At 72.9% G+C, this 22,517-nt stretch carries 19 protein-coding genes; 11 read left to right on the forward strand and 8 right to left on the reverse strand.

Going from position 1 to position 22,517, the window contains the following annotated elements; translation table 11 throughout:
- Positions 1-109 precede the first annotated feature (109 nt).
- From eno to mfd, 4 genes are all read right to left on the reverse strand, one after another.
- Entirely contained in the window at positions 110-1,390 is a 1,281-nt protein-coding gene (gene eno, locus BXA11_RS08535; RefSeq protein WP_030507604.1) for a phosphopyruvate hydratase, read from the reverse strand.
- 82 nt (positions 1,391-1,472) lie between these two features.
- A complete protein-coding gene (locus tag BXA11_RS08540; protein ID WP_076433996.1) occupies positions 1,473-2,450 on the reverse strand; it encodes a nucleoside triphosphate pyrophosphohydrolase in 978 nt (325 codons plus the stop codon).
- Positions 2,451-2,519: 69 nt separating this feature from the next.
- Positions 2,520-3,164, reverse strand: a complete 645-nt coding sequence (locus BXA11_RS08545) for a SurA N-terminal domain-containing protein (RefSeq protein WP_159454748.1) — start codon at positions 3,162-3,164, stop codon at positions 2,520-2,522.
- Between the two features lie 52 nt (positions 3,165-3,216).
- Positions 3,217-6,714, reverse strand: coding sequence for a transcription-repair coupling factor (mfd, locus tag BXA11_RS08550; protein WP_076433998.1), 3,498 nt, complete (start codon positions 6,712-6,714; stop codon positions 3,217-3,219).
- Positions 6,715-6,940: 226 nt separating this feature from the next.
- Between mfd and BXA11_RS08555 the strand changes: the two genes are divergently transcribed.
- Complete coding sequence (locus tag BXA11_RS08555) at positions 6,941-7,672, forward strand: methyltransferase domain-containing protein (protein WP_030507608.1); 732 nt, start codon at positions 6,941-6,943, stop codon at positions 7,670-7,672.
- A 4-nt stretch (positions 7,673-7,676) separates the two neighbouring features.
- On the opposite strand, the gene BXA11_RS08560 is transcribed toward BXA11_RS08555, so the two are convergent.
- Positions 7,677-8,936, reverse strand: coding sequence for a WD40 repeat domain-containing protein (locus BXA11_RS08560; protein ID WP_143734153.1), 1,260 nt, complete (start codon positions 8,934-8,936; stop codon positions 7,677-7,679).
- Positions 8,933-9,463: a SigE family RNA polymerase sigma factor gene (locus tag BXA11_RS08565; protein WP_308441059.1), complete on the reverse strand. Its 531-nt coding sequence runs from the start codon at positions 9,461-9,463 to the stop codon at positions 8,933-8,935. The genes BXA11_RS08560 and BXA11_RS08565 overlap by 4 nt, the downstream gene beginning before the upstream one ends.
- Before the next feature lie 54 nt (positions 9,464-9,517).
- Here BXA11_RS08565 and cysC point away from each other — a divergent pair, with 54 nt between their 5' ends.
- Positions 9,518-10,807 carry an adenylyl-sulfate kinase gene (gene cysC / locus BXA11_RS08570; RefSeq protein WP_275409718.1) on the forward strand — a complete coding sequence of 430 codons (1,290 nt, stop codon included), beginning with the start codon at positions 9,518-9,520 and terminating at the stop codon, positions 10,805-10,807.
- Positions 10,808-10,817: 10 nt separating this feature from the next.
- On the opposite strand, the gene BXA11_RS08575 is transcribed toward cysC, so the two are convergent.
- The gene (locus BXA11_RS08575; RefSeq protein WP_076434001.1) at positions 10,818-11,849 is read right to left on the reverse strand and encodes a glycoside hydrolase family 26 protein; all 1,032 of its coding nucleotides are present in this window, start codon (positions 11,847-11,849) and stop codon (positions 10,818-10,820) included.
- Between the two features lie 323 nt (positions 11,850-12,172).
- On the opposite strand from BXA11_RS08575, the gene BXA11_RS08580 reads away from it, so the two are divergent.
- The 6 genes from BXA11_RS08580 to BXA11_RS45285 are packed head-to-tail and all read left to right on the forward strand — an operon-like array spanning position 12,173 to position 19,160.
- Positions 12,173-13,468, forward strand: a complete 1,296-nt coding sequence (locus BXA11_RS08580) for a YveK family protein (protein WP_076434002.1) — start codon at positions 12,173-12,175, stop codon at positions 13,466-13,468.
- On the forward strand, positions 13,465-14,853 hold the full coding sequence (locus tag BXA11_RS08585) for a hypothetical protein (RefSeq protein WP_239105061.1): 1,389 nt from the start codon (positions 13,465-13,467) through the stop codon (positions 14,851-14,853). Before BXA11_RS08580 ends, BXA11_RS08585 begins: the two co-directional genes overlap by 4 nt.
- Positions 14,850-15,827 carry a hypothetical protein gene (locus BXA11_RS08590; protein WP_076434003.1) on the forward strand — a complete coding sequence of 326 codons (978 nt, stop codon included), beginning with the start codon at positions 14,850-14,852 and terminating at the stop codon, positions 15,825-15,827. The genes BXA11_RS08585 and BXA11_RS08590 overlap by 4 nt, the downstream gene beginning before the upstream one ends.
- 38 nt (positions 15,828-15,865) lie before the next feature.
- The gene (locus BXA11_RS08595) at positions 15,866-16,723 is read left to right on the forward strand and encodes a sulfotransferase domain-containing protein (RefSeq protein WP_076434004.1); all 858 of its coding nucleotides are present in this window, start codon (positions 15,866-15,868) and stop codon (positions 16,721-16,723) included.
- Positions 16,690-18,147, forward strand: coding sequence for a lipopolysaccharide biosynthesis protein (locus BXA11_RS08600; protein ID WP_239105060.1), 1,458 nt, complete (start codon positions 16,690-16,692; stop codon positions 18,145-18,147). Before BXA11_RS08595 ends, BXA11_RS08600 begins: the two co-directional genes overlap by 34 nt.
- Complete coding sequence (locus BXA11_RS45285; protein ID WP_083744064.1) at positions 18,144-19,160, forward strand: sulfotransferase; 1,017 nt, start codon at positions 18,144-18,146, stop codon at positions 19,158-19,160. Before BXA11_RS08600 ends, BXA11_RS45285 begins: the two co-directional genes overlap by 4 nt.
- 87 nt (positions 19,161-19,247) lie before the next feature.
- Here BXA11_RS45285 and BXA11_RS08610 read toward each other — a convergent pair whose 3' ends face one another.
- The gene (locus tag BXA11_RS08610; protein WP_076434006.1) at positions 19,248-19,748 is read right to left on the reverse strand and encodes a MarR family winged helix-turn-helix transcriptional regulator; all 501 of its coding nucleotides are present in this window, start codon (positions 19,746-19,748) and stop codon (positions 19,248-19,250) included.
- A gap of 110 nt (positions 19,749-19,858) precedes the next feature.
- On the opposite strand from BXA11_RS08610, the gene BXA11_RS08615 reads away from it, so the two are divergent.
- From BXA11_RS08615 to BXA11_RS08625, 3 genes are all read left to right on the forward strand, one after another.
- Complete coding sequence (locus BXA11_RS08615; protein WP_143734154.1) at positions 19,859-20,806, forward strand: EamA family transporter; 948 nt, start codon at positions 19,859-19,861, stop codon at positions 20,804-20,806.
- Between the two features lie 187 nt (positions 20,807-20,993).
- Positions 20,994-21,614: a cyclodeaminase/cyclohydrolase family protein gene (locus tag BXA11_RS08620; protein ID WP_076434008.1), complete on the forward strand. Its 621-nt coding sequence runs from the start codon at positions 20,994-20,996 to the stop codon at positions 21,612-21,614.
- Positions 21,611-22,492, forward strand: coding sequence for a bifunctional 5,10-methylenetetrahydrofolate dehydrogenase/5,10-methenyltetrahydrofolate cyclohydrolase (locus BXA11_RS08625; RefSeq protein WP_076434009.1), 882 nt, complete (start codon positions 21,611-21,613; stop codon positions 22,490-22,492). Before BXA11_RS08620 ends, BXA11_RS08625 begins: the two co-directional genes overlap by 4 nt.
- Positions 22,493-22,517: the final 25 nt, after the last annotated feature.

Genomic DNA, 22,517 nt, shown 5'->3' on the forward strand with positions numbered 1-22,517 from the left:
CCACCACACTAACCGCCCGTCCCGGCCGTCCACGCCCGGACGGGGTACGGCATCGCCGCACCACGCGCCCGGGACGTGCTGGCCGGAGCCCTGCCCCCTGTGCCGCCCGCTACGCCTGGAAGCGCGGGAAGGCGGCGCGACCGGCGTAGCGCGCCGCGTCGTCCAGCAGCTCCTCGATGCGCAGGAGCTGGTTGTACTTGGCCACCCGGTCCGAGCGGGCCGGCGCGCCGGTCTTGATCTGGCCGCAGTTGGTGGCCACGGCGAGGTCGGCGATCGTGGTGTCCTCGGTCTCGCCGGAGCGGTGGCTCATCATGGAGCGGTAGCCGCTGCGGTGGGCCAGGTCGACCGCGTCGAGGGTCTCCGACAGCGTGCCGATCTGGTTGACCTTCACCAGCAGCGCGTTGGCCGCGCCCTCGGCGATGCCGCGGCCGAGCCGCTCGGGGTTGGTGACGAACAGGTCGTCGCCCACGAGCTGGACCTTGGCCCCGAGGGAGGCGGTGATGGCCTTCCAGCCCTCCCAGTCCTCCTCGTCCAGCGGGTCCTCGATGGAGACCAGCGGGTAGGAGCGGACCAGGTCCTCGTAGAAGGAGATCAGCTCGGCGGACGACACGCCCTTGCCGTCGATCGTGTAGACGCCGTCGTTGTGGAACTCGCTGGCCGCGACGTCGAGCGCGAGCGCGATGTCCTGGCCCGGCGTGTAGCCGGCCTTCTCGATGGCGACCAGGATCAGGTCGAGCGCGTCGCGGTTCGACGGCAGGTTCGGCGCGAAGCCGCCCTCGTCACCCAGGCCGGTGGCGTAGCCCTTCTCCTTCAGCACGCTCTTGAGCGTGTGGTAGGTCTCGGCGCCCATGCGCACGGCCTCGGAGAACGTCTCGGCGCCGATCGGCGCGATCATGAACTCCTGGATGTCCACGTTGGTGTCGGCGTGCGCGCCGCCGTTCAGGATGTTCATCATCGGCACGGGCAGGATGTGCGCGTTCGGCCCGCCGACGTAGCGGAACAGGGGCAGGTCGGCGCTGTCGGCCGCGGCCTTGGCGACGGCCAGCGAGATGCCGAGGAGCGCGTTGGCCCCGAGCCGGGCCTTGTTGGGCGTGCCGTCCAGGTCGATCATCGTCTGGTCGATGAGACGCTGCTCCTCGGCGTCGAACCCGATGAGCTCGTCGGCGATCTCGTCGGTAACGCCGAGGACGGCCTTCTCGACACCCTTGCCGAGATAGCGCTTCTTGTCGCCGTCGCGCAGCTCGACGGCCTCGAACTGACCGGTGGAGGCGCCACTCGGAACGGCGGCACGGCCGGTGCTGTAGTCGTCCAGCAGTACCTCGACCTCGACCGTGGGGTTCCCACGGGAGTCGAGGATCTCGCGGGCGGTGATGGCCTCGATGGCAGCCACGAACGCTCCTAGCAAAATGGCGGGCGGTTTGCCACCCGAGCCTATCGGTCCCTACTACCCGGTATGGCGCAGGGCTGCCCGTTCACGGCGTGTCAGGGCGGGCGCCCTCCCATTCCTCCACGCGCCGCCGGTATTCCCTGGCCGCCGCCCTGAGCTCGGCCTCGGGATCGAGCCCCGCGTCCTGGGTCTCCCGTACGAGCGCGAACAGGCGGGCGCCGGCGGACGGGGCGAGGTCGCCGGCGAGAGAGGCGGGCGCCCCGGCCCGGCCGGCCCGGCGCAGGAGCTGGGCGGCCAGCGAGATCGCCGGCTGGCCCATGGGCACGCCGCTGAGCGCCGAGGCGGTCTCCCCCTTGGCGGCCCGCTCGGCCGCCTTGATCGTCTCCCAGTTGTCGGCGACATCACCGGCGCCGGAGACCGCGACGTCCGCGAAGACGTGCGGGTGGCGGCGGACCAGCTTCTCCACGATCCCGTCCGCCACGTCGTCGATGTCGAAGCCGTCCCCGTCCGTCCCCATCCGCTCCTGGGCGAGCCTGGCGTGGAACACCACCTGGAGCAGCAGGTCGCCGAGCTCCTCGCGCAGCGGCGGGCCGTAGTCGCCCTCGTGGATGGTCTCCAGCACCTCGTAGGCCTCTTCGACCAGGTAGGGCACGAGCGACTCGTGAGTCTGCTTGCGGTCCCACGGGCACTCGCGGCGCAGCCGGTCCATGACCTGGACGAGGTCGAGCAGCCGGGCGCCGGGCAGGTCGTAGGAGCCGGGGACGACCTCGATCTCCGGCGGCTCGTCCAGGGAGATCGAGGCGTGGCCGACCGCGCGCATGAAGTCCTCGTCGCCGTCCTGCGCGGCCAGCCACACCACCGTCCCCGTACGGCTCTCGCGCGCGATCGCGCCGGGGTCGGGGGTCACCACCTCGACCAGGACGCCGGCCTCACCGAGATAGGGCAGGTAGGGGTGGTCCTGGGTGCCGGTGAGCACCCGCCCTCGGGTGAGGGCCTGCCACGCCGCGGGCGCGAGCAGGCCCGGAGCGACCCGGGGCGAGGTGGTCACCACGATCAACGCCATGGCCTCAGCCTAATGAGCCCGCCCGCCCCGGCGTCGCCGGGCCGCCTGCCGTACCGTCCGGGCCCGCGATCAGCCGGCCTGGCCGGCGTCGGGCGCACCCCCGGCGGCCCCGCCGGCCGCGGCCCCGCCCGCCGAGCCGAAGCGGTCGTCGGCGACGAAGCCCTGCTGGGGGTCGAACTTGCCGTAGCGCGGGCTGTACCTCACCGGCACGGTCGAGTCGGCCTCCTGGATGATCTTCTGGATGGCCGCCTGCTGTGCCGCCTGGTCCTGCCCGGCGCCGGCCTGCTGCGCCAGCTTGTTGCGGACGACGACGGCCCGGATGAAGTCGCGGCCCTCGTCCAGCGGGATCGCGTTGGCCAGCAGCACCTTGTTGAACTGGTCCCAGCCGCCCTGGGCCGTGGCGATGTCGTCGACCTCGCGGTCGCTGACCGCGACGCCCTTGCGCCGGCCGAGCTCCTGGAACTGCCTGCTCGTGGTCATGTTGAGCAGGACCGTCTGCGGCAGCGAGAAGGACAGCTGGAGCTGGTTCTCGGGGATCTTGTTGGCGGCCAGGTCGGCGCGCAGCGCGCGGACCTCGTCGTTCAGCTCACTGGAGGTGATGCGCTCCTTGCCCACGATGGCCGCGGAACCCGCCTGCACGGGGCCGCCGCACGCGGTCACGGCGATCCCGGCCGCCGCCAGCGCCACGGCGACGCGCACTCGATACGACTTCACGGACGATCCTCCCGAACGACACCGGCCACGCGTATGTTGACAATTTCGCGGGTCACTGTACCCGCATCGGCTCCAGGAACAGGGCCTCGACCAGGTCCCCACACCATTTCAGCAGGTCGAGGTCGCGTAGTGGCTGACCGCCGATCGGTTTGGTCTTGGGCACCGGCACGAGCAGGATGCCCGTCGCCTGCTTCCAGATGGATCGGGGGTAGAGCCGCTGCAGCCGCACCTGCTGGGAGTCCTTCAGCTCCACGGGCGCGAACCTGATCTGCTGGCCCTGCAGCGTCACGTCGGTCAGCCCCGCCTTGCGGGCCCGGATCCGGAAGCGCGCCACCTCCAGCAGGTTGTCCACCTCCTGGGGCTGCCTGCCGTACCGGTCGGTGAGCTCGTCGCGGACGGCCGTGATGTCCTCCTCCGAGCCGATGGCCGCGATCCGCTTGTACGCCTCAAGGCGCAGCCGCTCGGAGGTGACGTAGTCGTGCGGCACGTGGGCGTTGATCGGCAGCTCGACCTTGACGTCGGGCCGCTCCTCCACCCTCTCCTCGCCCGCGAGCTTGGACTTCTGCTCCTGGACGGCCTCGGCCATCATGCGGACGTACAGGTCGAAGCCGACGCCGGCGATGTGGCCCGACTGCTCGGCCCCGAGGATGTTGCCGGCGCCGCGGATCTCCAGGTCCTTCATGGCGACGTACATGCCGGCGCCCATCTCGGTGTGCTGGGCGATCGTGGCGAGCCGCTCGTGCGCGGTCTCGGTCAGCGGCGACTCGGGCGGGTAGAGGAAGTAGGCGTAGCCGCGCTCGCGGCCCCGGCCGACCCGGCCGCGCAGCTGGTGGAGCTGCGACAGGCCGTAGTTGTCCGCGCGGTCCACGATGAGCGTGTTGGCGTTGGGCACGTCGAGGCCGGACTCGACGATCGTCGTGGAGACGAGCACGTCGAAGTTGCGCTCCCAGAAGTCCACCATGATCTTTTCGAGCTGGGTCTCGTTCATCTGCCCGTGGGCGACCGCGATCCGCGCCTCCGGCACCAGCTCGTGCAGCCGCGAGGCCACCTTGTCGATCGTCCGGACCCGGTTGTGCACGAAGAACACCTGGCCGTCGCGCATCAGCTCGCGCCGGATCGCCGCCGCGATCTGCTTCTCGTCGTACGGCCCGACGAACGTGAGGATCGGGTGCCGCTCCTCCGGCGGGGTGAGGATGGTCGACATCTCGCGGATGCCGGTGAGGCCCATCTCCAGCGTCCGCGGAATCGGCGTCGCCGACATGGCGAGCACGTCCACCTGCGTCCGCATGTGCTTCATGGCCTCCTTGTGCTCGACGCCGAACCGCTGCTCCTCGTCCACGATGATCAGGCCGAGGTCCTTGAACTTCACCTCGGGCGACAGCAGCCGGTGCGTGCCGATCACCACGTCGACCGCGCCCGTACGCAGCCCGTCGAGGGTCTCCCGCACCTCGGAGTCCGCCTGGAACCGGGAGACCGGCTTCACGGCGACGGGGAAGCTCGCGAACCGCTCGCCGAACGTCGACAGGTGCTGCTGCACGAGCAGCGTCGTCGGCACGAGGACGGCGACCTGCTTGCCGTCCTGCACCGCCTTGAACGCCGCCCGCACCGCGATCTCGGTCTTGCCGTAGCCGACGTCGCCGCAGATCAGCCGGTCCATCGGGACGGGCCGCTCCATGTCGCGCTTGACCTCGTCGATCGCTTCGAGCTGGTCGCCCGTCTCCGCGTACGGGAAGGCGTCCTCCATCTCCCGCTGCCACGGACTGTCGGACGCGAACGCGTGACCGGGCGAGGCCATCCGGGCCGAGTAGAGCCGGATCAGCTCGCCCGCGATCTCCCTGACCGCCTTCTTCGCCCTGGTCTTGGCCTTGGCCCAGTCGGCCCCGCCCATGCGGTTGAGCGTGGGGGCCTCGCCGCCGACGTAGCGCGTGACCTCGTCGAGCTGGTCGGTCGGCACGTAGAGCCGGTCGCCCTTGGCGTACTCGATCACCAGGTATTCGCGGGTCGCACCCTGGATCGTGCGCTGCACCATCTCGATGTAGCGGCCCACGCCGTGCTGCTCGTGCACCACGTGGTCGCCGACCTTGAGCTGGAGAGGGTCGACCATGTTGCGGCGGCGCGACGGCAGCCGCCGCATGTCCTTGGTGGACGCCTTCTGGCCGACGAGGTCGAGGTGGGTCAGGACGGCGACGTCCGGCGTGACGAAGCCGTGGTCGATCCTGCCCGTCGTGACCTGCACGACGTCCTTCGGCGGCGGACCGTCGAGGGACGGCACCAGCCGCGCCGCCACGTCCACGCCCTTGAGCAGCTCGACCATGCGCTCGGCCGGGCCGTGGCCCTCGCTCAGCAGCACGACGGCCTTGCCCGCGCCCATCCAGCCCTTGATGTCGGCGAGCGCCCGCTGGGTGTCGCCCCGATAGGCCTCGACGTCCTGGGCGTCCAGCTCCACGCCCTCGCCGAAGGGGGCGATGCTCCACCACGGCTGGCCCAGCTCGCCGGCGTGGTCGCGCACCTCCTCCAGCGTGCGGAAGGCGGCCGCCTCCAGGTCGATCGGGGCCTCGCCGCCCGCCGCCGCGGCGATCCACGACGCCTCCATGAACTCCTGGCTGGTGTGGACCAGCTCGACCGCCCGCCCGCGGATGCGCTCGGGGTCGCAGACGAACACGGCCGACCGGATCGGCAGGTGGTCGAGCAGCAGGTCCATCTCCCCGGCGAGCACGGGTGCGAACGCCTCCATGCCCTCCACGGGCACACCCTCGGCGAGCTGGTCGAGCACGTCCTTCAGCGCCGGGTGCTCCTCGCCCAGCTCGCGGGCGCGCCGCCGTACGTCGTCGGTGAGCAGCAGCTCACGGCAGGGCGCGGCGAACAGCCCGTCCTGGGCGACCTCGAGCGAGCGCTGGTCGGCCACCTTGAACCAGCGGATCTCCTCGATCGTGTCGCCCCAGAACTCCAGCCGCAGCGGGTGCTCCTCGGTGGGCGGGAACACGTCGAGCAGGCCGCCGCGCACGGCCACCTCGCCGCGCTTCTCCACCATGTCCACCCGGTGGTAGCCGTTCTCGACCAGCCGGGCCACCACGTCGTCCAGGTCGGCGTCGTCGCCCGCGCGCAGCCGTACGGGCGCCAGGTCGCCGAGCCCGGCCACGATGGGCTGGAGCAGCGAGCGGATCGGGGCGACCACGATCCGCAGCGGGCCGGCGGTCTGGTCGCCCTCGATCGGGTGCGCCAGCCGCCGCAGCACGGCGAGGCGCTGGCCGACGGTGTCGCTGCGCGGCGACAGGCGCTCGTGCGGCAGCGTCTCCCAGGCGGGGAAGACGGCCACGGAGTTCTCGTCGACCAGGCTCGTGAGCGCGGCGGCGAGATCCTCCGCCTCGCGCCCGGTCGCCGTGACGGCGAGCACCGGCCGTACGCGAGACAGCGCGGCCACGGCGAACGGCCGCAGCGCGGGCGGCGCCAGCAGCTCGGCGCCCGGGTGGGCGGCATGGCCGGCGGCGTCGAGCGCGGCGGCCAGCCTGGGTTCGGCGGATACGAGATCGAGCAGTCCGGAAAGAGACATCGATGCCTTCAAAAGCCCCGTGACAAAGACAGCAGGCGTGCGGACGCGACCCCGTTCATCCGGCCGACCCCCTGACGGAGGAGATCCGCGAGACGCTCCCAACCGGGCCGCGGCTACCAAGGCTACGCCCTGTCCCTCCGCCTCGCTCCGCTCGCTCCGCGGCCGGGACATGAGGGACGACGGCAAATGCGCAACGTAGAGTCGTCAAATGATTACTCTCAGTCGTATGACAGAGGTTCGGTTGTCGTCCGCCGACCAGGACGACGTGTTCAGCCAACGGATTCGCGAGCAGTGGACCGACCAGCTCGGCCGGCGTCTCGACATCCTCATCGCCGGATGCGGCCGGGGAGGCGTCCTCGACGTGGGGCGCTACGAGCCGAGGATGACGGGGGTGGACGAGGATCTGCCGGCGCTGCGGACCCACACCGCAAACCGCGACGACCTGGAGGCGTCCTACCTGGGCGACCTGCGTCTCGTGCCGATCCCGCCGCGCTCCTTCGACGTCGTCTACGTGTCGTTCCTCCTCGAACGCATCCGCCACGCCGAGCTCGTGCTCGACCGGCTCGTCGCCGGGCTGCGCCCCGGCGGGCTGCTGCTGCTGAAGATGCGCGACCGCAAGTCGGCGTACGGCTTCTGCGACCGGGTGACCCCCCGCTGGCTGCGCCGGGCGCTGTGGCGCACGCTCACCCCGGCCGGATCGGTGGGGCCGCTTCCCGCGGTCTACGAGCCGCTGGCCTCCCGCGAGGCCATCCAGGCGTACTGCCTGATGCGCGGGCTCATGATCGCGGAGGACTACTCGGCGGTGAGCGGCCCGGCCCGGCGGGGTCCGCACGGCGGTCTGGTCGCCGTGGTCTGCCGGGCCGTGGCCGCGTTCTCGCGAGGCGGGCTCAACGGCACCGAGGACGAGATCACCATGGTGATCCGCCGTCCGCAGAACCATTTCGCCCGCCTCATCTGAGCCGCTACCTGGGCGTCAGGGCCGGTTGCCACGTTCCGGCCTCCTGGCTGTTCTTCCGGTAGACCGAGAGCTGGACCATGTCCTCGCCGTCGACGCCCACCAGGACCAGGCCGTTGTGGAACTCGCTTCCGCACGTGTCCGCGCAGCCCAGGGCGACCAGGCGGCGGTCGTCGGCCCAGGCGAGAAGCTGGAGCACCTGCTGGCGGCCCACGACCTTGCCTGTCGAGAGCTCGGTGACCTTGGTGGGCATGCCGTCGGGGCCGGCGAGCAGCGTGCCGTCCGGCGACACGCCCGCCTTCGATTCCGTGACGACGTAGCCGGCAGGCGCGTCGTGCGGCCTGCCGTCGAGGTCGTAGAAGGCGTCGGGCCGCTTCCAGATGTTGCTGGCCTCGCGGACCAGCGTGCCGTCGTCGCTCCAGCCGAAATCGCGCCGCATGTTGCTGTTGTCGGTCAAGCAGGGATCGACGGCGTGGAAGTCCCCCGCCGTCGCGGTCGCCGCGTCGACGACGTAGAAGCCGGTGCGGCTGGTGGAGATCATCTGGGGCGGCAGCCGGGGGTCCTCCGGCGTCGCCGCGACCCGTGCCGGGCACCGCTGCTCGTCGACGGACGTCCGGTCCAGGTCGGGGGACTCGTCGTAGGCGGTGGCCACAAGCCGGGTGCCGTCGGGCGACCAGGACACGCCGCCCACGGGCTGGTCCACCGGCACCCACGCCCGCACCCGCCGGGTCTCCATGTCGAAGATGCCTATCCTCCGCACGGGCAGTTCCTTCTCCAGGACCGCCGCCCAGCGCAGGCCGGGTGCGACCTCGACCCAGCCCCACTCCGTCTTCTCGTAGCTCCCGGTCACCTGGTCGAGGAGATACCACGTGCGGTCGAGCATCTTGCGCCCGGCGACCGTACGCACCCGCCGCGTGTAGTAGGCGGACACTGCCACCCTGCCCGCCGCGATCATCGTCTTCGGCGGGGAGTTCTCCGTGTCGGCGAGCACGTCCTGCGCCGGGGTCGTCTGCCGGTACGGCTGGACGGGCACGACCACCGGCGGGCCGCCGACCTGCGAGACCGGCGCCTTGTCGAGGAGGGGGACCACGACCAGCGGCACCAGCAGGGCCACGGCCGCCACGACGGCCGCGCACGCGACCACCCCCGCGAACCTCGTCAGGCGCAGCCGCGACCGGCGGTGCAGCGCGCGGTCGGCGAGGTCGGCGGGGACGTGAACCTCCCGCGACCACTCCTCCAGCGTCTGCTTCAGCATTCGGGGCGTCATGAGATCACCTCACTCAGGCGCAGGTCGGCGAGTTCCGGCGCGGTCGCCCGCAGCCGGGCGAGGGACCGGTGCGCGGTGCTGCGCACGGTCCCGACCGAGCAGCCGAGGATGCGGGCCACCTCGTTCTCGGGCAGGTCCTCCAGATACCGCAGCACGAGCACGGCGCGCTGGCGGGGCGTCAGCCTGGCGAGCGCCCGGCGCAGGATGATCCTCAGCTCGGCCTCGTCGGTGCCCGCGCGGCCGGCCGGGAACTCGGGCACGTCGGCCATGCTGGTCTCCCGTTGCCGCCACGCCAGCCGCCACCAGCTGATCTGCTGGCGGTACATGACCTGCCGCACGTACGCCTCGGGCTCGTCGACGTGCCCCCACCGCGTGACGACCTTGGCCAGGGCGGTCTGCACCAGGTCCTCGGCGGAGTGCTGGTCCCCTCCGGTCAGCAGATAGGCCAGTCGCATCAGCGCCGGCGCGCGGGCGGACACGAATTCGCGAAATCGCCGCTCTTCCGCGTGGTCGCGGATGGCGTCCACGGGCACCTCCTCGGATTAATGTCTGCCTGTAGACGCCCCGGGCACGGGCGCGCTATGCGTGCCGGTGCCAGTAGGGTGCGTATCCGACCCCATCGAGGTCCGATCGATCAAGCGGAAACGGATGCCATGACCGAGTGGACGCCCGACGCGCGTGAGCTGGCCGACCTGGAGCTGCTGCTGTCCGGGGCGTACGCGCCGTTGACCGGCTTCCTCACCTCGGCCGAGGTGGAGAGCGTCGTCGAGCGCGGGCGGCTGCCCGGAGGGGCCTCCTGGCCCGACCCGATCACGATCGCGCTGCCGGACGAGTTCGGGCCCGGCGACCGGGTGACGCTCCGGGACCCGGAGGGCGCGGCGGTCGCGGTGCTGACCGTCGTGGAGCGGGACGGCCACCACGCCGCCGGACCTGTCGAGGCGCTCGACGCCCCCGTGTACGGCCCGTTCTCCCGGCTGCGCCGCGCCCCGGAGGAGGTCCGCAAGGACCTGCCGGACGGCGAGGTTCTCGCGGTGACGATGCGCGGGCCGCTCGACGGCGCCGCGCTCGACGACGTGGCGGCGACCGCCGAGGAACTGGACGCGACCGTGCTCCTCATGCCCCTCGTCTTCGGCGAGGGCGGCCCTGCCGTGGTGCGCGCCGCGCTCAAGGCGGCCGAGCGGCTTCCCGGTGCGACGGTGGTCGCGGTGCCGCTCGCGCCGCGCGAGGACACCGAGATCGACCTCGAACTCCGCGAGCACGTGGCCCGCAACTACGGCGCCACCGAGCACTACGCCGGTCCCGCGCCGGTCAGCATCCCGGGGCCGCCGCACAAGCGGGGGCTCGTGGTGTTCTTCACCGGCCTGTCCGGCTCGGGTAAGTCGACGATCGCCCGGGGCCTGCGCGACGCGCTGCTCGAACGGGGCGGCCGCGCGGTCACCTACCTGGACGGCGACGTCGTGCGGCGGATGCTGTCGGCGGGGCTCACGTTCTCGCGCGAGGACCGCGACCGCAACATCCGCAGGATCGGCTTCGTGGCCGCCGAGGTCGCCCGCCACGGCGGCCTGGCCATCTGCGCGCCCATCGCGCCGTACGCCGCGACCCGGGACGAGGTGCGGGCGATGGTCGAGGAGGTCGGCGGCGACTTCCTGCTCGTCCACGTGGCCACGCCGCTGGAGGAGTGCGAGCGCCGCGACCGCAAGGGCCTGTACGCCAAGGCGCGGGCCGGGTTGATCCCGGAGTTCACCGGGATCTCCGACCCGTACGAGGAGCCGGAGGACGCCGACCTCGTCCTCGACACCACGGACATGACGATCGAGCGCGCGGTCGGCGCCGTGCTGAACGTGGTCTCCTCGGGCGGCTGGGTCCGCTGAGGGGTGGGTTCTAGGAGGGCGGCACCGGCGTCGACGTGAAGCGGGGCAGCCGCCCGAGCTGCGCGAACGCCCGGGTGGCGCCCGGCGTGGTGTCGAACCTGGTGTCGCCCCGGGGCGCCAGCGGCGAGTCGAAGTAGACCAGCGCCTTGATCTGCGGGTAGTCCGCGATCTGGCGCTGGACGGACTCGAAGAAGTCGCGCTTGAACCCCGGCGCCCCGCGCCGCTCGAAGGCGCCCCACTCGGCGACCATGATCGGCTTGGCCGGGAACCTGGCCTGCATCCACCGGTAGAAGCCGGGCCAGCCCGGCGCGTCGGGCCGGGTCTTGTCGACCAGCCCGGCGAAGTCGCGCACCCGGTCGTCCGCGTACGGATCGAAGGCCACCCAGTCGACCACGTCGTCACCGGGGTAGAGCCTGCCGAACCACGGCTTGGCCGCCCAGTTGGGCGCGCCCATGTAGGTCATCACGGTCACCGCGTTGCGCACCCCCTGCTGCCGCAGGCGGGTCACCACGTGGCGGTACATCGCGACGTAGTCGGCGGGCGAGTAGCCCCCGCCCTCGCGCACGTCGTTCTCCGGCTCGTGGTGGATCGTGAGGAAGAACCGGCCGGGGAAGGTGCGCCGGATGTGCTCGGCGAGCCGGTCGACGCGTTTGTCCACATCGCCGCGGGCGACCTCGGCCCAGGTGTGGTCGAGCGCCGGTTTCCAGTTCACCAGCAGCAGGCGGGGCCCCTTGGCGATCTCCCGCTCCTCGGCGGTCGGGAAGAGCTCCCCGCCCCGGTGGTAGACGTGCACGATGTCGGCCCGGCGGCCCATGCGCCGCTCGGCCATGTCCACCGCGCGGATCGGGCCGCGTCCGGAGAAGACGTCGGGCGCGATCCCCCACCACGCCCCGCACGTCGGGATGAGCTTGTCCGTGACCGCGCAGGCGCCCGGCGTCGTCCCGGCGCCGCCGCCCGGCACCCGCCCGCTCGTGGCGGTGCCCGTGCACGCCGTCGCGCACGCCCCCGCCACCAGTACGGCCAAGCCGGCGATGAGTCTCATCGCGCCCCCTTCCTCGGCAGACCACGCATTGAACGGATGGGCAAACACCATCCCATCAATCCCCGTGGCTTTGGGGGCCGTTTCCCCATCTCACGTGTACGGATATTTCCGTTTTCATCGGCTAATTGAACGGCCATTACCCGACGCGAATTCGGCAATAGCCGGGGACGAAACTCCGCAGCGGCTTATAGTTCGAGACCGGATCCCGCCGGACCGCCGCCGGGACCGCGAACGCGCCCGGCTTCCCCTCCCCCTCCGGAGGGGCACCGGTGGCCCCACCGCCGGCCGCGGCCGCGTGACGAACCGAGGGCACGGGGAGTTCGATGAGCCTGCCGCCGCACAGTCGCGACCTTGCCGAATACGGCTCTGTGCTCCGGCGCAGGCGCCTGGTCGCCGTCACCTTCCTGCTCGCGGGAGTGGGCGGCGGGGCGGCGGCGCTCGCGACGACCCCCGCGCGTTACACCGCGGTCGCCCAGGTGCAGGTGCTGCCGACCGGCGCGCAGGAACAGTTCAACGTGCCGAATTCCCGGCAGCGGGAAACGCTCAACCTCGACACCGAATCGCAGATCGCCCGATCGGCGGTCGTCTCGGCCATGGCCGCCGCGACCCTGAAATATCCGGATCCGGAGGAATTGCGGGAGCACCTGACCGTGGACGTCCCTCCCAATTCCGCCATTCTCTCCATTTCTTACTCGGCGTCCGATCCCCGGGCCGCGGCCGCGGGGGCCCAGGCGTACGCGGATGCCTATCTGCGCAACCGCGCCCGCGCGGCGGAGGACGCGATCGGCGGCCAGCTCAAGCTGATCGCCGCGCGGCTGCGCGAGGTCGAACACGAACTCGACAAGGCCGGCACGGCCCAGACCACGACCACCCAGACCGCGATCACCCAGACCGCGGCGGGGCAGGGAACGTCCAGGCGGCAGGCCGTGCTCGCCCGTCAGGCGTCGGACCTCACGCTGCGCTACGACGCGCTCAAGACCGTCGCGGTGACGCCGGGCACGGTGATCAGCCCCGCCAGGCCGCCCGCCCGGCCGGCCCACCCGAGCCCGCCGCTCTTCCTCGGCAGCGGCCTGTTCCTCGGCGTGCTCGCCGGAGCCGGGGCCGCGTTCGGCCGCGACCGGCTGGACACCCGCATCCGCACCTGCAACGACATCGAACGGCTGTGCGGCCTGCCGCTGCTCGCCGAGCTCCCGGCCAGGCCGGACGCGGCGTCCCTCGACGAGATGGCCGCCGCCGTCGCCACGTCGCTGGGCGGCGGGCCCCACCGGCTGCTCCTCGAAGGCGTGGGAACGGGAACCCTCGGAGGCGGGCGCGCAGGGCGCTCGGAAGGTTCAAGGGCGAAGCACTCCGAAGGCGCGGGGACACAGAGCACGGCCAGACTGCTCGCCAAGAGCCTCGGCCCCGCGTTGGCGCATCTGGTGCCGGTGACGGTCGTGACCGGCCGGTCCGCCCATCCCGACGCCGCCGTGCTGCTGGTCGGCCTGCGGCGGACGACCTCCCCGGAGGTCGCCCGGGCCGTACGGCAACTCGCCCGGCAGGGCGCCCGCGTGCTCGGCGCCGTCGCCGTGCCGCCGGGGTTCGTCGCGCCCGTGCCCGAGACGGCGGAGTGGGGCGCGTGAGCCTCCCCGCCCCGCGCACCATCCCTCGCGCCGCCCCTCTCGCCGTCCTGCCGCCGGTGGACCTTTCCCGTCCTCGGCACCGGCACCGGCACAGGGCCGGGCGGGGGGCCTGGCCGATCGCGGCGTTCCTGCTCGGTTATCCGGTCTGGTGGGCGCTCGGTTTCGGCGGGCTGTCGATAGTGGTGCTGGCCGTGCCGATGACGGTGGTGCTGTGGCGCAGGCGGCCGATCCGCGCGCCGAAGGGCTTCGGCCTGTGGGCGCTGCTGCTGGCGGGCTACCTGATCAGCGCGCTCATGCTGGCCGAGACGCCGGACGGCACGTACGGCGAGCTCGCCGCCGGCCGGGTCCTCGGCTACCTGATGCGGCTGGCCGTCTACGTCTCGCTCCTGATCATGGTGCTCTACCTGGGCAACCTCACCCATGACGAGCTGCCGCAGCGCACCCTGGTCAGGTGGCTCGGCGTGCTGTTCCTGACGGCCGTCGCGGGCGGGCTGCTCGGCGTGCTCGCCCCGGGCTTCGCGTTCACCTCGCCGCTGGAGATGGCGCTGCCGTCGTGGATCGGCGGCAACCCCTTCGTCAACAACCTGATCCACCCGACGGCGGCCCAGATGCAGCACGTGCTCGGGCACGCCGCGCCGCGCCCCGAGGCGCCGTTCGAGTGGGCCAACGCCTGGGGCGCCGACATCTCAGTGCTGGTGATCTGGTTCGTGGTCGGCTGGTGGACCTACGGGGGGCCGTACCGCCGCGTGGCGGCCGTGCTCGCGCTCGCCGCGGCCGCGGTCCCGGTCGTCTACTCGCTCAACCGGGGCCTGTGGATCGGGCTCGGGATCTCGGCGGCCTATCTGCTGATCCGGGGCGCACGTCCCCTGCTGGCCGGAGCGGTCGCGGCCGTCGCCGCCGCGGCGTTCCTGCTGTCGCCGCTGAGCGCGATCGTCGGGCAACGGCTGGACAACCCGCAGAGCAACGGCATCCGCGCGTTCACGATCGCGGCGACCGCCCGGGTCGCGGCCTCCTCACCGGTCGTCGGGTACGGCAACACGCGCAACGCGTACGGCAGCCACCGCACGGTGACGACGGGCCGCAGCGCGTGGTGTGTGGAGTGCGGCCACCCCCCGCTCGGCAGCGACGGGCAACTGTGGCTACTGCTGATCAGCCAGGGCTTCGCGGGGGCCCTGCTCTACGTCGCCTTCTTCGCCGGAGCGGTGCGGCGCTACTGGGCCGACCGGACGCCCATCGGCAAGGCGGGGACGCTCGTGATGATCCTCGTGCTGCTCTACATGGTCGTCTACGACGGGCTGGTCAGCGCTCTGACCCTGTATCTGATCTCCTTCGCCCTGCTCTGGCGCAACGCCGCCAGGACATCCGACCTCGGGGAGGCCCGATGAGGGACGCGGCCGATCGACTCCACTACCTGGACGAGGTGATGGACCTGCTGTTCCCCCCTTCCCACCCCGGCGTCCGGCCCGGCGTACAGACCGGCGTACGGACCGGCGCCCGCAGCGTGCTGCCGCACCGCCTCGTCCCCCGGCGGGTCGTCCCGCGCACGTGGTGGCACCGCGCACTGGGGCGCGGCCTGCCCGTCGGCGGCGGGATCGACACGATCGAGACGCACCTCAGCGACGTCCTCGGCCGCAGGATGCGGGTCGTCGTCCACGTCAGGCCCGCCCGCCGCGCCAACCGCAAGCCGATCCTGGAGGCGTACGACGAGTCGGGCCTCGCGGGGTTCGTGAAGGTCGGCGACACGCCTCGGGCCAGGCGGCTGGTGCGATACGAGAGCGAGGTGCTGCGCATGCTCGCCGGGCGGCCGTTGAAGGTCGTCGTGCCGCCCGACGTGCTGTACCACGGCCAGTGGCGGGGCCTGGAGGTGCTGATGCTGTCGCCGCTGCCCGTGCCCTCCCTCCGCGTGGGCTCCCGCCGCGTGCCCGCTCCCCTGCTCGCGTCGGCCGTACGGGAGATCGCCGCCATCCGCCCGTACGGCGAGGAGGCGGATTCCGGGGAGGCCGCGGCCTGGCACGGCGACTTCACCCCCTGGAACATCGCCGCGGGGACGGACGGGCGGCTGCTCGTGTGGGACTGGGAGCGGTTCGCGGTGGGCGTGCCGCCCGGCCTCGACGCCCTGCACCACTTCTTCCACCGGGCGCTGCGCCGGATGCCGCCTCCGGTCGCCGCCCGGTCCTGTCTCGCCCAGGCGGGCGGGCTCCTGGAGCCGTTCGGCGTCGACGTGGCCCAGGCACGCCGTACGGCGGTCCACTACCTGGTCACCCTGGCCGAGCGGCACCGCCGCGACGGCCACGAGCCGCTCGGTCCCCCCGCCGTCTGGCTGAACCCCCTGGTCGATCACCTGGAGTGCCTGCTGTGAGGTCAACGCCGAAACCCCCCGCTCTGAAGGATTCCGCTTTGAAGCACCCGGCGCTGAAGCACTCGGCGCACGCCGTCTCGCTCGCCGCCGGAAGGGCGACCAGCGCGGGCAGGGTGCTGCCGTCGTTCCTGATCATCGGGGCGCAGCGGTGCGGCACGACCTCCCTGTATCGCGCGCTGTCCCGGCATCCGCTGGTCATGAAGCCGGTGCTGCGCAAGGGCGTCCACTACTTCGACATGGCCTACGAGCGGGGCCTGCCCTGGTATCGCGCCCACTTCCCGCTGACGTCCAGCGCGCAGGCGCTCCGGTTTCGGTGGGGCCATGCCCCCCAGGCGTTCGAGTCCGCCCCTTACTACCTGTTCCATCCCCTGGCGGGAGCCCGCATCGCCGACGACCTTCCCGGGGTGAAGCTGATCGTCCTGGTCCGGGACCCGGTCGAGCGGGCCTGCTCCGCGCACGCCCACGAGCTGGCGCGGGGGTTCGAGACCGAGCCGTGCTTCGAGCGCGCCCTCGCGCTGGAGCCCGAGCGCCTCGCCGGTGAGGCGGAACGGCTGCGGACCGTCCCCGGCTACGCCAGCCACGAGCACCGGCACCACGCCTACCTGGCCCGGGGACGGTACGCCGAGCAGCTGGCCCGGCTGGAGCCGCTCGTGGGGCGCGACCGGATCCTGGTCCTCGACAGCGGGCTGCTGTTCCGCGATCCCGGCGCCGCGTACGACCGGGTGCTGGGGTTCCTGGGACTGCCCCGGCTCGGCGGCGTGAGGTTCGAGCGGCACAACGCCCGGCCGCGGGAGACCATGCCCGCGTCCGTCTACCGGCGGCTGCGGGAGCACTTCGAGCCCTGGGACGCGCGGCTCGTCCCGTGGCTGGGAGCGGTGCCCTCGTGGCGGCGCTGACCGGACCTCCCGCGGGTCCCGGACGCGATCGCCCCGAGCACGGGAACCAGTCCGCGACCGGAGGTCTGGAGGGTCCCGGGAATCCGTCCGGGTGGGAGGGCCCGTCCGCGCACGGGAGTCCTCCGGAGCGCAGGGGCCTTCTCCGGCACGGAGCCGCCGGGCTGGCCACGGCGGCCGCCGCCGCGGGCGGGCAGTTCGCGCTCGTGCTCGTGGTGACGCGGTCGCTGTCCCCTCAGGCCGCCGGCGCGTTCTTCACGGCCACGGCGCTGTGCCTGATGCTCGCGGGCGTCGTCCGCCTCGACACCGGCAACGGCCTCGTCCACGCCCTGGCCCGTAACAGGCCCGCCGGCGACGCCGGCCGGGATGGGGGCCACCGGCTGGTCCGCGGGGTCCTCGCCCCGGTGGCCGCGCTCGCGTCGGTGACGGGCGCCGGGGTCGCCGTGGCGGCCGGGCCGCTGGCCGGGCTCACCGGCGTGCCCGGCGGCGTCTGGGTCGTGCTGGCCGCCTCCCTGCCGTTCGTCGTCCTGTCCGACGTGCTGATCTGCGCCACCCGCGGCCTCGGCACCATGCGGCCGACACTGCTGCTCACCGGGGCCGTCCAGCCGCTCGGGCAGCTCGCCCTCGTCACCGCCGCCGTGCTCTGCGCGGCGCCGCCGCCGGTGCTGGCCGCGGCCTGGGCGCTTCCCGCTGTGGCCGGGGCGGTGCTGGCCGCCGTACGGCTGCGCGGGCTCGGGCCGTGCGACGTGGGGGAGGTGGGCGCCTTCTGGCGGCACACCGCCCCTCGGTCGGTGGCGGCGGCCCTGCAATCGGTGTTCCAGCGGCTCGACGTGGTGATCGTCGCGCTGCTCGCGGGACCCGCGGCGGCGGCCGTCTACACGGCGGCGACCCGGTTCAAGGTGCTGGGACAGCTCGCCGGTCAGGGGCTCGCCCAGGCCGCGCAGGCACGGCTGGTCAGGGCCCTCGCCGAGGGCGACCTGGACGGCGCCCGCGCGCTGTATCGCACCACCACCAGGTGGCTGATCGCGCTCACCTGGCCGCTCTGGCTGGGATACGCGGCGCTCGCGCCGTGGCTGCTGCCGCTGTTCGGCCCCGCCTACGCCGGCGGCAGCGTGATCGCGCTCGTCCTTTCGGCCACGATGATGGTGGCGACCGCCTGCGGCATGGTCGACGTCGTGCTCGTCGCCGGCGGGCGCACGGCCGCCAGCCTGGCCAACGTGGCCGCGGCCGTGGCCGTGACGATCGCCCTCGACGTGCTGCTCGTCCCCGCGTACGGCGCGCTGGGGGCGGTGCTGGGCTGGTCGGGCGGCGTGCTTGTGAAGAACCTGCTGCCCGCCGTCCAGGTCCATCGCCGCTACGGCCTGCTCCCCCTGGGCCTGCGCCGTCCCGCCCCGGCGACGGCCGCCCGGATGAAGGCGGCGTCGTGACACCGCAACCGCCTGTGCTGGTCACCGGCCTGCCGCGCAGCGGCACGAGCTGGGTGGGCCGGATGCTCACCGCCAGCGGGCGGCTGGTCTACGTCAACGAGCCGCTGAACCCGCAGCGCCCGCCCGGCCGCTCTCCCGGCGTGCTCGACGCGTCCGTCACCCACCGTTTCCAGTACATCTGCCCGGACAACGAGACGCCCTGGCTGGCCGCGTTCTCCCGTACGGTCGCGCTGCGGTACGGGTGGGCGGCCGAGCTGCGCCGCAACCACGGCCCGGGCGACCTCGCGCGGATGGCCAAATACGGCACGGCGTTCACCCTCGGCCGCCTGCTGGCCAGGAGGGCGCTGCTGGACGATCCGTTCGCGCTCCTGTCGGCCCAGTGGTTCGCCGAACGCCTCGGGTGCCGCGTGGTCGTCGTGGTCCGCGACCCCGTGTCGTTCGCCGGGAGCTGGCGGCGGCTCGGCTGGAGGGTGGACGTGCGCGAACTGCTCGGCCAGCCCCTCCTGATGCGCGATCATCCGTACGTGGCCGAGCTGGAGCCCTTCGCCGGCGAGCGGGACGTGATCACCGCGGCGGCCGTCTTGTGGCGGGTCGCCTGGCGGGTCACCGGCACGGTGGCCCGGCGGGCGCCCGGCATCAGGGTCGTGCGTTACGAGGACCTGTGCGCCGCGCCCCTCGACGGCTTCCGCGACCTCTACGACTGGTGCGGCCTGCCCTGGACCGACCGCGCCGTCCGTCGGATAACCACGGCCAGCACGTCCTCCCGGAAACCGGCCCGTTCCCCGTTCACCTGGTCGGGCCTGTCCCGTACGGCCTACCGCCCGATGGACTCCCGCCGGGCAATCACAGCGGCCGCGCTCCCCCACGAGGACGCCGCCCGCGTCCAGCACCTCGTCCAGCACCTTGTCCAGGAGCGCGAGGCCGCGGTCGGCGAGCCTCACTCGGACCGAACGCCGGTCGCCCTCGTCCGGCACCCGCTCGACTGTCCGCCACCGCCTCCGTTCGGGAAATGACATATTCCGCGGACGGCGGAGCCGGCCCATTTCCTGCACCCTGCAGCGCGGCTGAAGCACACTGCCACGTCTCCTCGAGAAGCCGGCCTAACCGAGGGTGGTGTCGCCGAGGGAGGCGAGGAGGGTGCGCAGGGCGGCGGCGAGGTGGTCGCGCTCCCGGGGGTCCAGCGACGCCAGCAGGCGCGCCTCGTTCGCGATGTGCGGCTCCAGCACCTCGTTCACGAGCGCGAGACCGCGCTCGGTGAGCCTCACCCGGATCGACCGCCGGTCACCGGAGTCGGGGACCCGTTCGACGAGTCCCTTGGACGCCATGCGGTCGATGCGGTTGGTGATCGCACCGGAGGTCACCATCGCCGCCCTGTTGAGGGCTCCCGCCGTCAGCTCGTACGGCGGGCCGGACCGGCGCAACGTGGCCAGGACGTCGAACTCCCAGCGCTCCAGGTCGTACGCGGCGAAGAACTCCTTCAGCTCCCGGTCGAGCAGCCGCGACAGCCGGCTGATCCTGCCCATGATCCCCATCGGCCATACGTCCAGGTCAGGACGTTCCCGCGCCCACTGCGCCAGCAGCAGGTCGACCGCGTCACCCATGGCGACCCCTAAGCACTAAGTATCTCAACGTTCATCAGTTTGACGTCGATGCAAATCGCGTGGTGTTATTTCAACGTTGAGATTATCAATGAGGAGCAATCTCCATGGGCATGTCCGCCGCATCCCGGTCCGGCTCCGCGCCACCCGCCGCAACGCTGGCCCTCACCGCGCTCACGCCGCTCGCCTGGGGCTCGACGTACGCCGTGACCACGGAGTTCCTGCCGCCCGACCGCCCGATGTTCACCGCGGTGATGCGAGCGCTGCCCGCCGGGCTGGCGTTGCTGGTCATCGGCCGCGTGCTGCCGCGCGGCGTGTGGATCTGGCGGGCCGCCGTGCTCGGCGTGCTGAACATCGGGGCGTTCTTCCCGTTGCTGTTCCTGGCGGCGTACCGGCTGCCCGGCGGTGTCGCGGCCGTGCTGGGCGCCGTCGGGCCGTTGTTCGCGCTCGCCTTCGCCGCCCTGCTGCTCGCCGAGCGTCCCACCGCGCGCAAGGTGCTCGCCGGACTCCTCGGACTGCTCGGCGTCGGGTTGGTCGTCCTGCGCGCCGAGGCCCGGCTCGACATGGTCGGCGTGCTCGCCGGGCTGGCCGGGGCCGCGTCCATGTCGGCCGGGACCGTGCTGACCAAGCGCTGGGGCCGTCCGGAGGGGGTCGGGGCCCTCGCCCTCACCGGGTGGCAGCTCACCGCCGGCGGGCTGCTGCTCGTCCCGGTCGCCCTGCTCATCGAGGGCGCACCCCCGGCCCTGAGCGGCGAGAACCTACTCGGCTACGCCTACCTGGGCGTCGTCGGCACCGCCGTCGGCTACTGGATCTGGTTCCGCGGCATCTCCCGGCTCCCCGCCACGTCGGTCGCCTTCCTCGCGCTGCTGAGCCCGGTCTCCGCGGCCGTCATCGGCTGGGCGGCGCTCGGGCAGTCCCTCAGCCCGATCCAGTTGCTCGGCATGGCCCTCGCCCTCGGGGGCACCCTCCTCGGTCAGGCCCCGGCGGGGCCCTCCCGGCGCGCCGAGGCCCCGCCCGAGCCCGTACGGCCCGAGGCCCGGACGGCCTGCCCGTCCCGCTGACACGAACGCGCCCCATACACGGAGCGGCGAGAGGGACGTGGGAGGATTTTCCCGGCCGTGCCATGCGCGAGCTGTGGTGACGTGCGAACCATGCCACGCGCGAACCATGCCATGCGCGAACCGTGCCACGCGCGAGCGGTGCCACGCGTGGTGACGCGCGAACCAGGACGACCGGAGGACGAGCGCGATGCGTGACGAGAAGATCAGCGATTTCCTGTCCCGCCTCGCCGATCGGGTGCCCGCGCCGGGCGGCGGCGCCGCCGCGGCCCTGCAGGCCGCACAGGCCGCGGCCCTGCTGGGCATGGTCGCGCGCTACACCACCGGCGAGAAGTACGCCGAGCACGCGGCCGTGATCGAACGGATCATCGGCGAGACCGACGAACTGCGGTCGAGCGCCCTGCGCCTGGCCGAGGACGACGAGGCGGCGTTCACGGCGGTCACCGAGGCGTACAAGCTGCCCAAGGACACCGACGAGGCCAAGGCGGCCCGATCGGCCGCCATCGCCGAGGCGCTGGTGGGGGCGGGCCGGGTCCCGGCCGAGGTGGTCGCCGTCGCGAGGAAGGCAGTCGGCGTCGCCGAGGAACTGCTGCCCATCGGCAACCGCAACGTCGTCTCCGACATCGCCGCCGCCACCGAGGCCGCCCGGGCCGCGGCGACCACCGCCCGGGTGAACATCGAGATCAACCTCGGGGGGATCAAGGACGAGCGCGCCCGCGCCGAACTCGCCGCCGAGGCGGCCGGAGTGGACGAGGTCGCCGCTCGGGCCGAACGGGTCACCGCCGCCGTCCGCGAGGAGATCGCCAAATGAGCGCCCGCGTGCTGTCCGGCAAGGAGCTCGCGGCGTCCATCCGGGCCGAGGCCGCCGAGCGGGCCGCCGCGCTCGCCGCGGACGGCAGGCCGCCGAAACTCGCGGTCGTCGTCGCCACGGCGGACGAGTCCAGCGCCTGGTACGTACGCTCGATCGCCCGCGCCGCCGAGAAAGCCGGCATCGCCTGCGACATCGTCGACCTCGGGGCGGAGGCCGCCCCCGGCCTGATCCGCGACACGCTGACGGCGCTGAGCGCCGACGACGAGGTGCACGGGATCATCCTCCAGACCCCGCTGCCGCAGGGCGCGAAGCTGGAGGACCTGGCCGGCGCGATCGCGTTCGAGAAGGACGTCGACGGCGCCAACCCGCTGTCGCTGGGCCGCCTGGCCGCGGGCCTGCCCGCGTTCGCTCCGGCGACCGCCGAGGCCGTCGTGGCGATCCTCGACCACCACGAGGTCGACCTGACCGGCCTCCACGTCGCCGTGGTCGGCCGCTCCACCGTGGTCGGCAAACCCGCCGCTCATCTCCTGCTCGACAGGAACGCCACCGTGACGGTCTGCCACTCCCGTACGCGGGAACTGCCCGCTGTCACCTCCGTGGCCGACGTGGTCGTGGCCGCGGTCGGCCGCGCCGGACTGATCACGGCCGAGCACGTGCGGGCCGGGGCGGTGGTCGTGGACGTCGGCACCAACCCCACCGAGGACGGCGGCCTGGTCGGCGACGTCGACGCGGTCGCGGTGGCGGACAAGGCGGGGGCGCTCACGCCCGTGCCCGGCGGGGTCGGCCCGGTCACCACCGCGCTGCTGCTGCGGCACACCGTGAATGCCGCCGTGAATGCCACCGGGAATGCCAGCGTGCAGGCCACCGGCCGCGGCTGAGCGCGCGCCCTGCCCCGGCCCCGCC

Origin of the sequence: Microbispora rosea, from assembly GCF_900156315.1 — a bacterium.
GTDB lineage: Bacteria > Actinomycetota > Actinomycetes > Streptosporangiales > Streptosporangiaceae > Microbispora > Microbispora rosea.

What these genes read in the sequence shown, in the direction of transcription:
- BXA11_RS08580 (WP_076434002.1), top strand. Translation starts at nt 12,173, where the DNA reads ATGAGCCTGCCGCCGCACAGTCGCGACCTTGCCGAATACGGCTCTGTG.
- BXA11_RS08560 (WP_143734153.1), bottom strand. Translation starts at nt 8,936, where the DNA reads ATGACGCCCCGAATGCTGAAGCAGACGCTGGAGGAGTGGTCGCGGGAG.
- mfd (WP_076433998.1), bottom strand. Translation starts at nt 6,714, where the DNA reads ATGTCTCTTTCCGGACTGCTCGATCTCGTATCCGCCGAACCCAGGCTG.
- BXA11_RS08555 (WP_030507608.1), top strand. Translation starts at nt 6,941, where the DNA reads ATGACAGAGGTTCGGTTGTCGTCCGCCGACCAGGACGACGTGTTCAGC.
- BXA11_RS08590 (WP_076434003.1), top strand. Translation starts at nt 14,850, where the DNA reads ATGAGGGACGCGGCCGATCGACTCCACTACCTGGACGAGGTGATGGAC.
- BXA11_RS08625 (WP_076434009.1), top strand. Translation starts at nt 21,611, where the DNA reads ATGAGCGCCCGCGTGCTGTCCGGCAAGGAGCTCGCGGCGTCCATCCGG.
- BXA11_RS08540 (WP_076433996.1), bottom strand. Translation starts at nt 2,450, where the DNA reads ATGGCGTTGATCGTGGTGACCACCTCGCCCCGGGTCGCTCCGGGCCTG.
- BXA11_RS08610 (WP_076434006.1), bottom strand. Translation starts at nt 19,748, where the DNA reads ATGGGTGACGCGGTCGACCTGCTGCTGGCGCAGTGGGCGCGGGAACGT.
- BXA11_RS08620 (WP_076434008.1), top strand. Translation starts at nt 20,994, where the DNA reads ATGCGTGACGAGAAGATCAGCGATTTCCTGTCCCGCCTCGCCGATCGG.
- cysC (WP_275409718.1), top strand. Translation starts at nt 9,518, where the DNA reads ATGCGTGCCGGTGCCAGTAGGGTGCGTATCCGACCCCATCGAGGTCCG.
- BXA11_RS08615 (WP_143734154.1), top strand. Translation starts at nt 19,859, where the DNA reads ATGTCCGCCGCATCCCGGTCCGGCTCCGCGCCACCCGCCGCAACGCTG.
- BXA11_RS08575 (WP_076434001.1), bottom strand. Translation starts at nt 11,849, where the DNA reads ATGAGACTCATCGCCGGCTTGGCCGTACTGGTGGCGGGGGCGTGCGCG.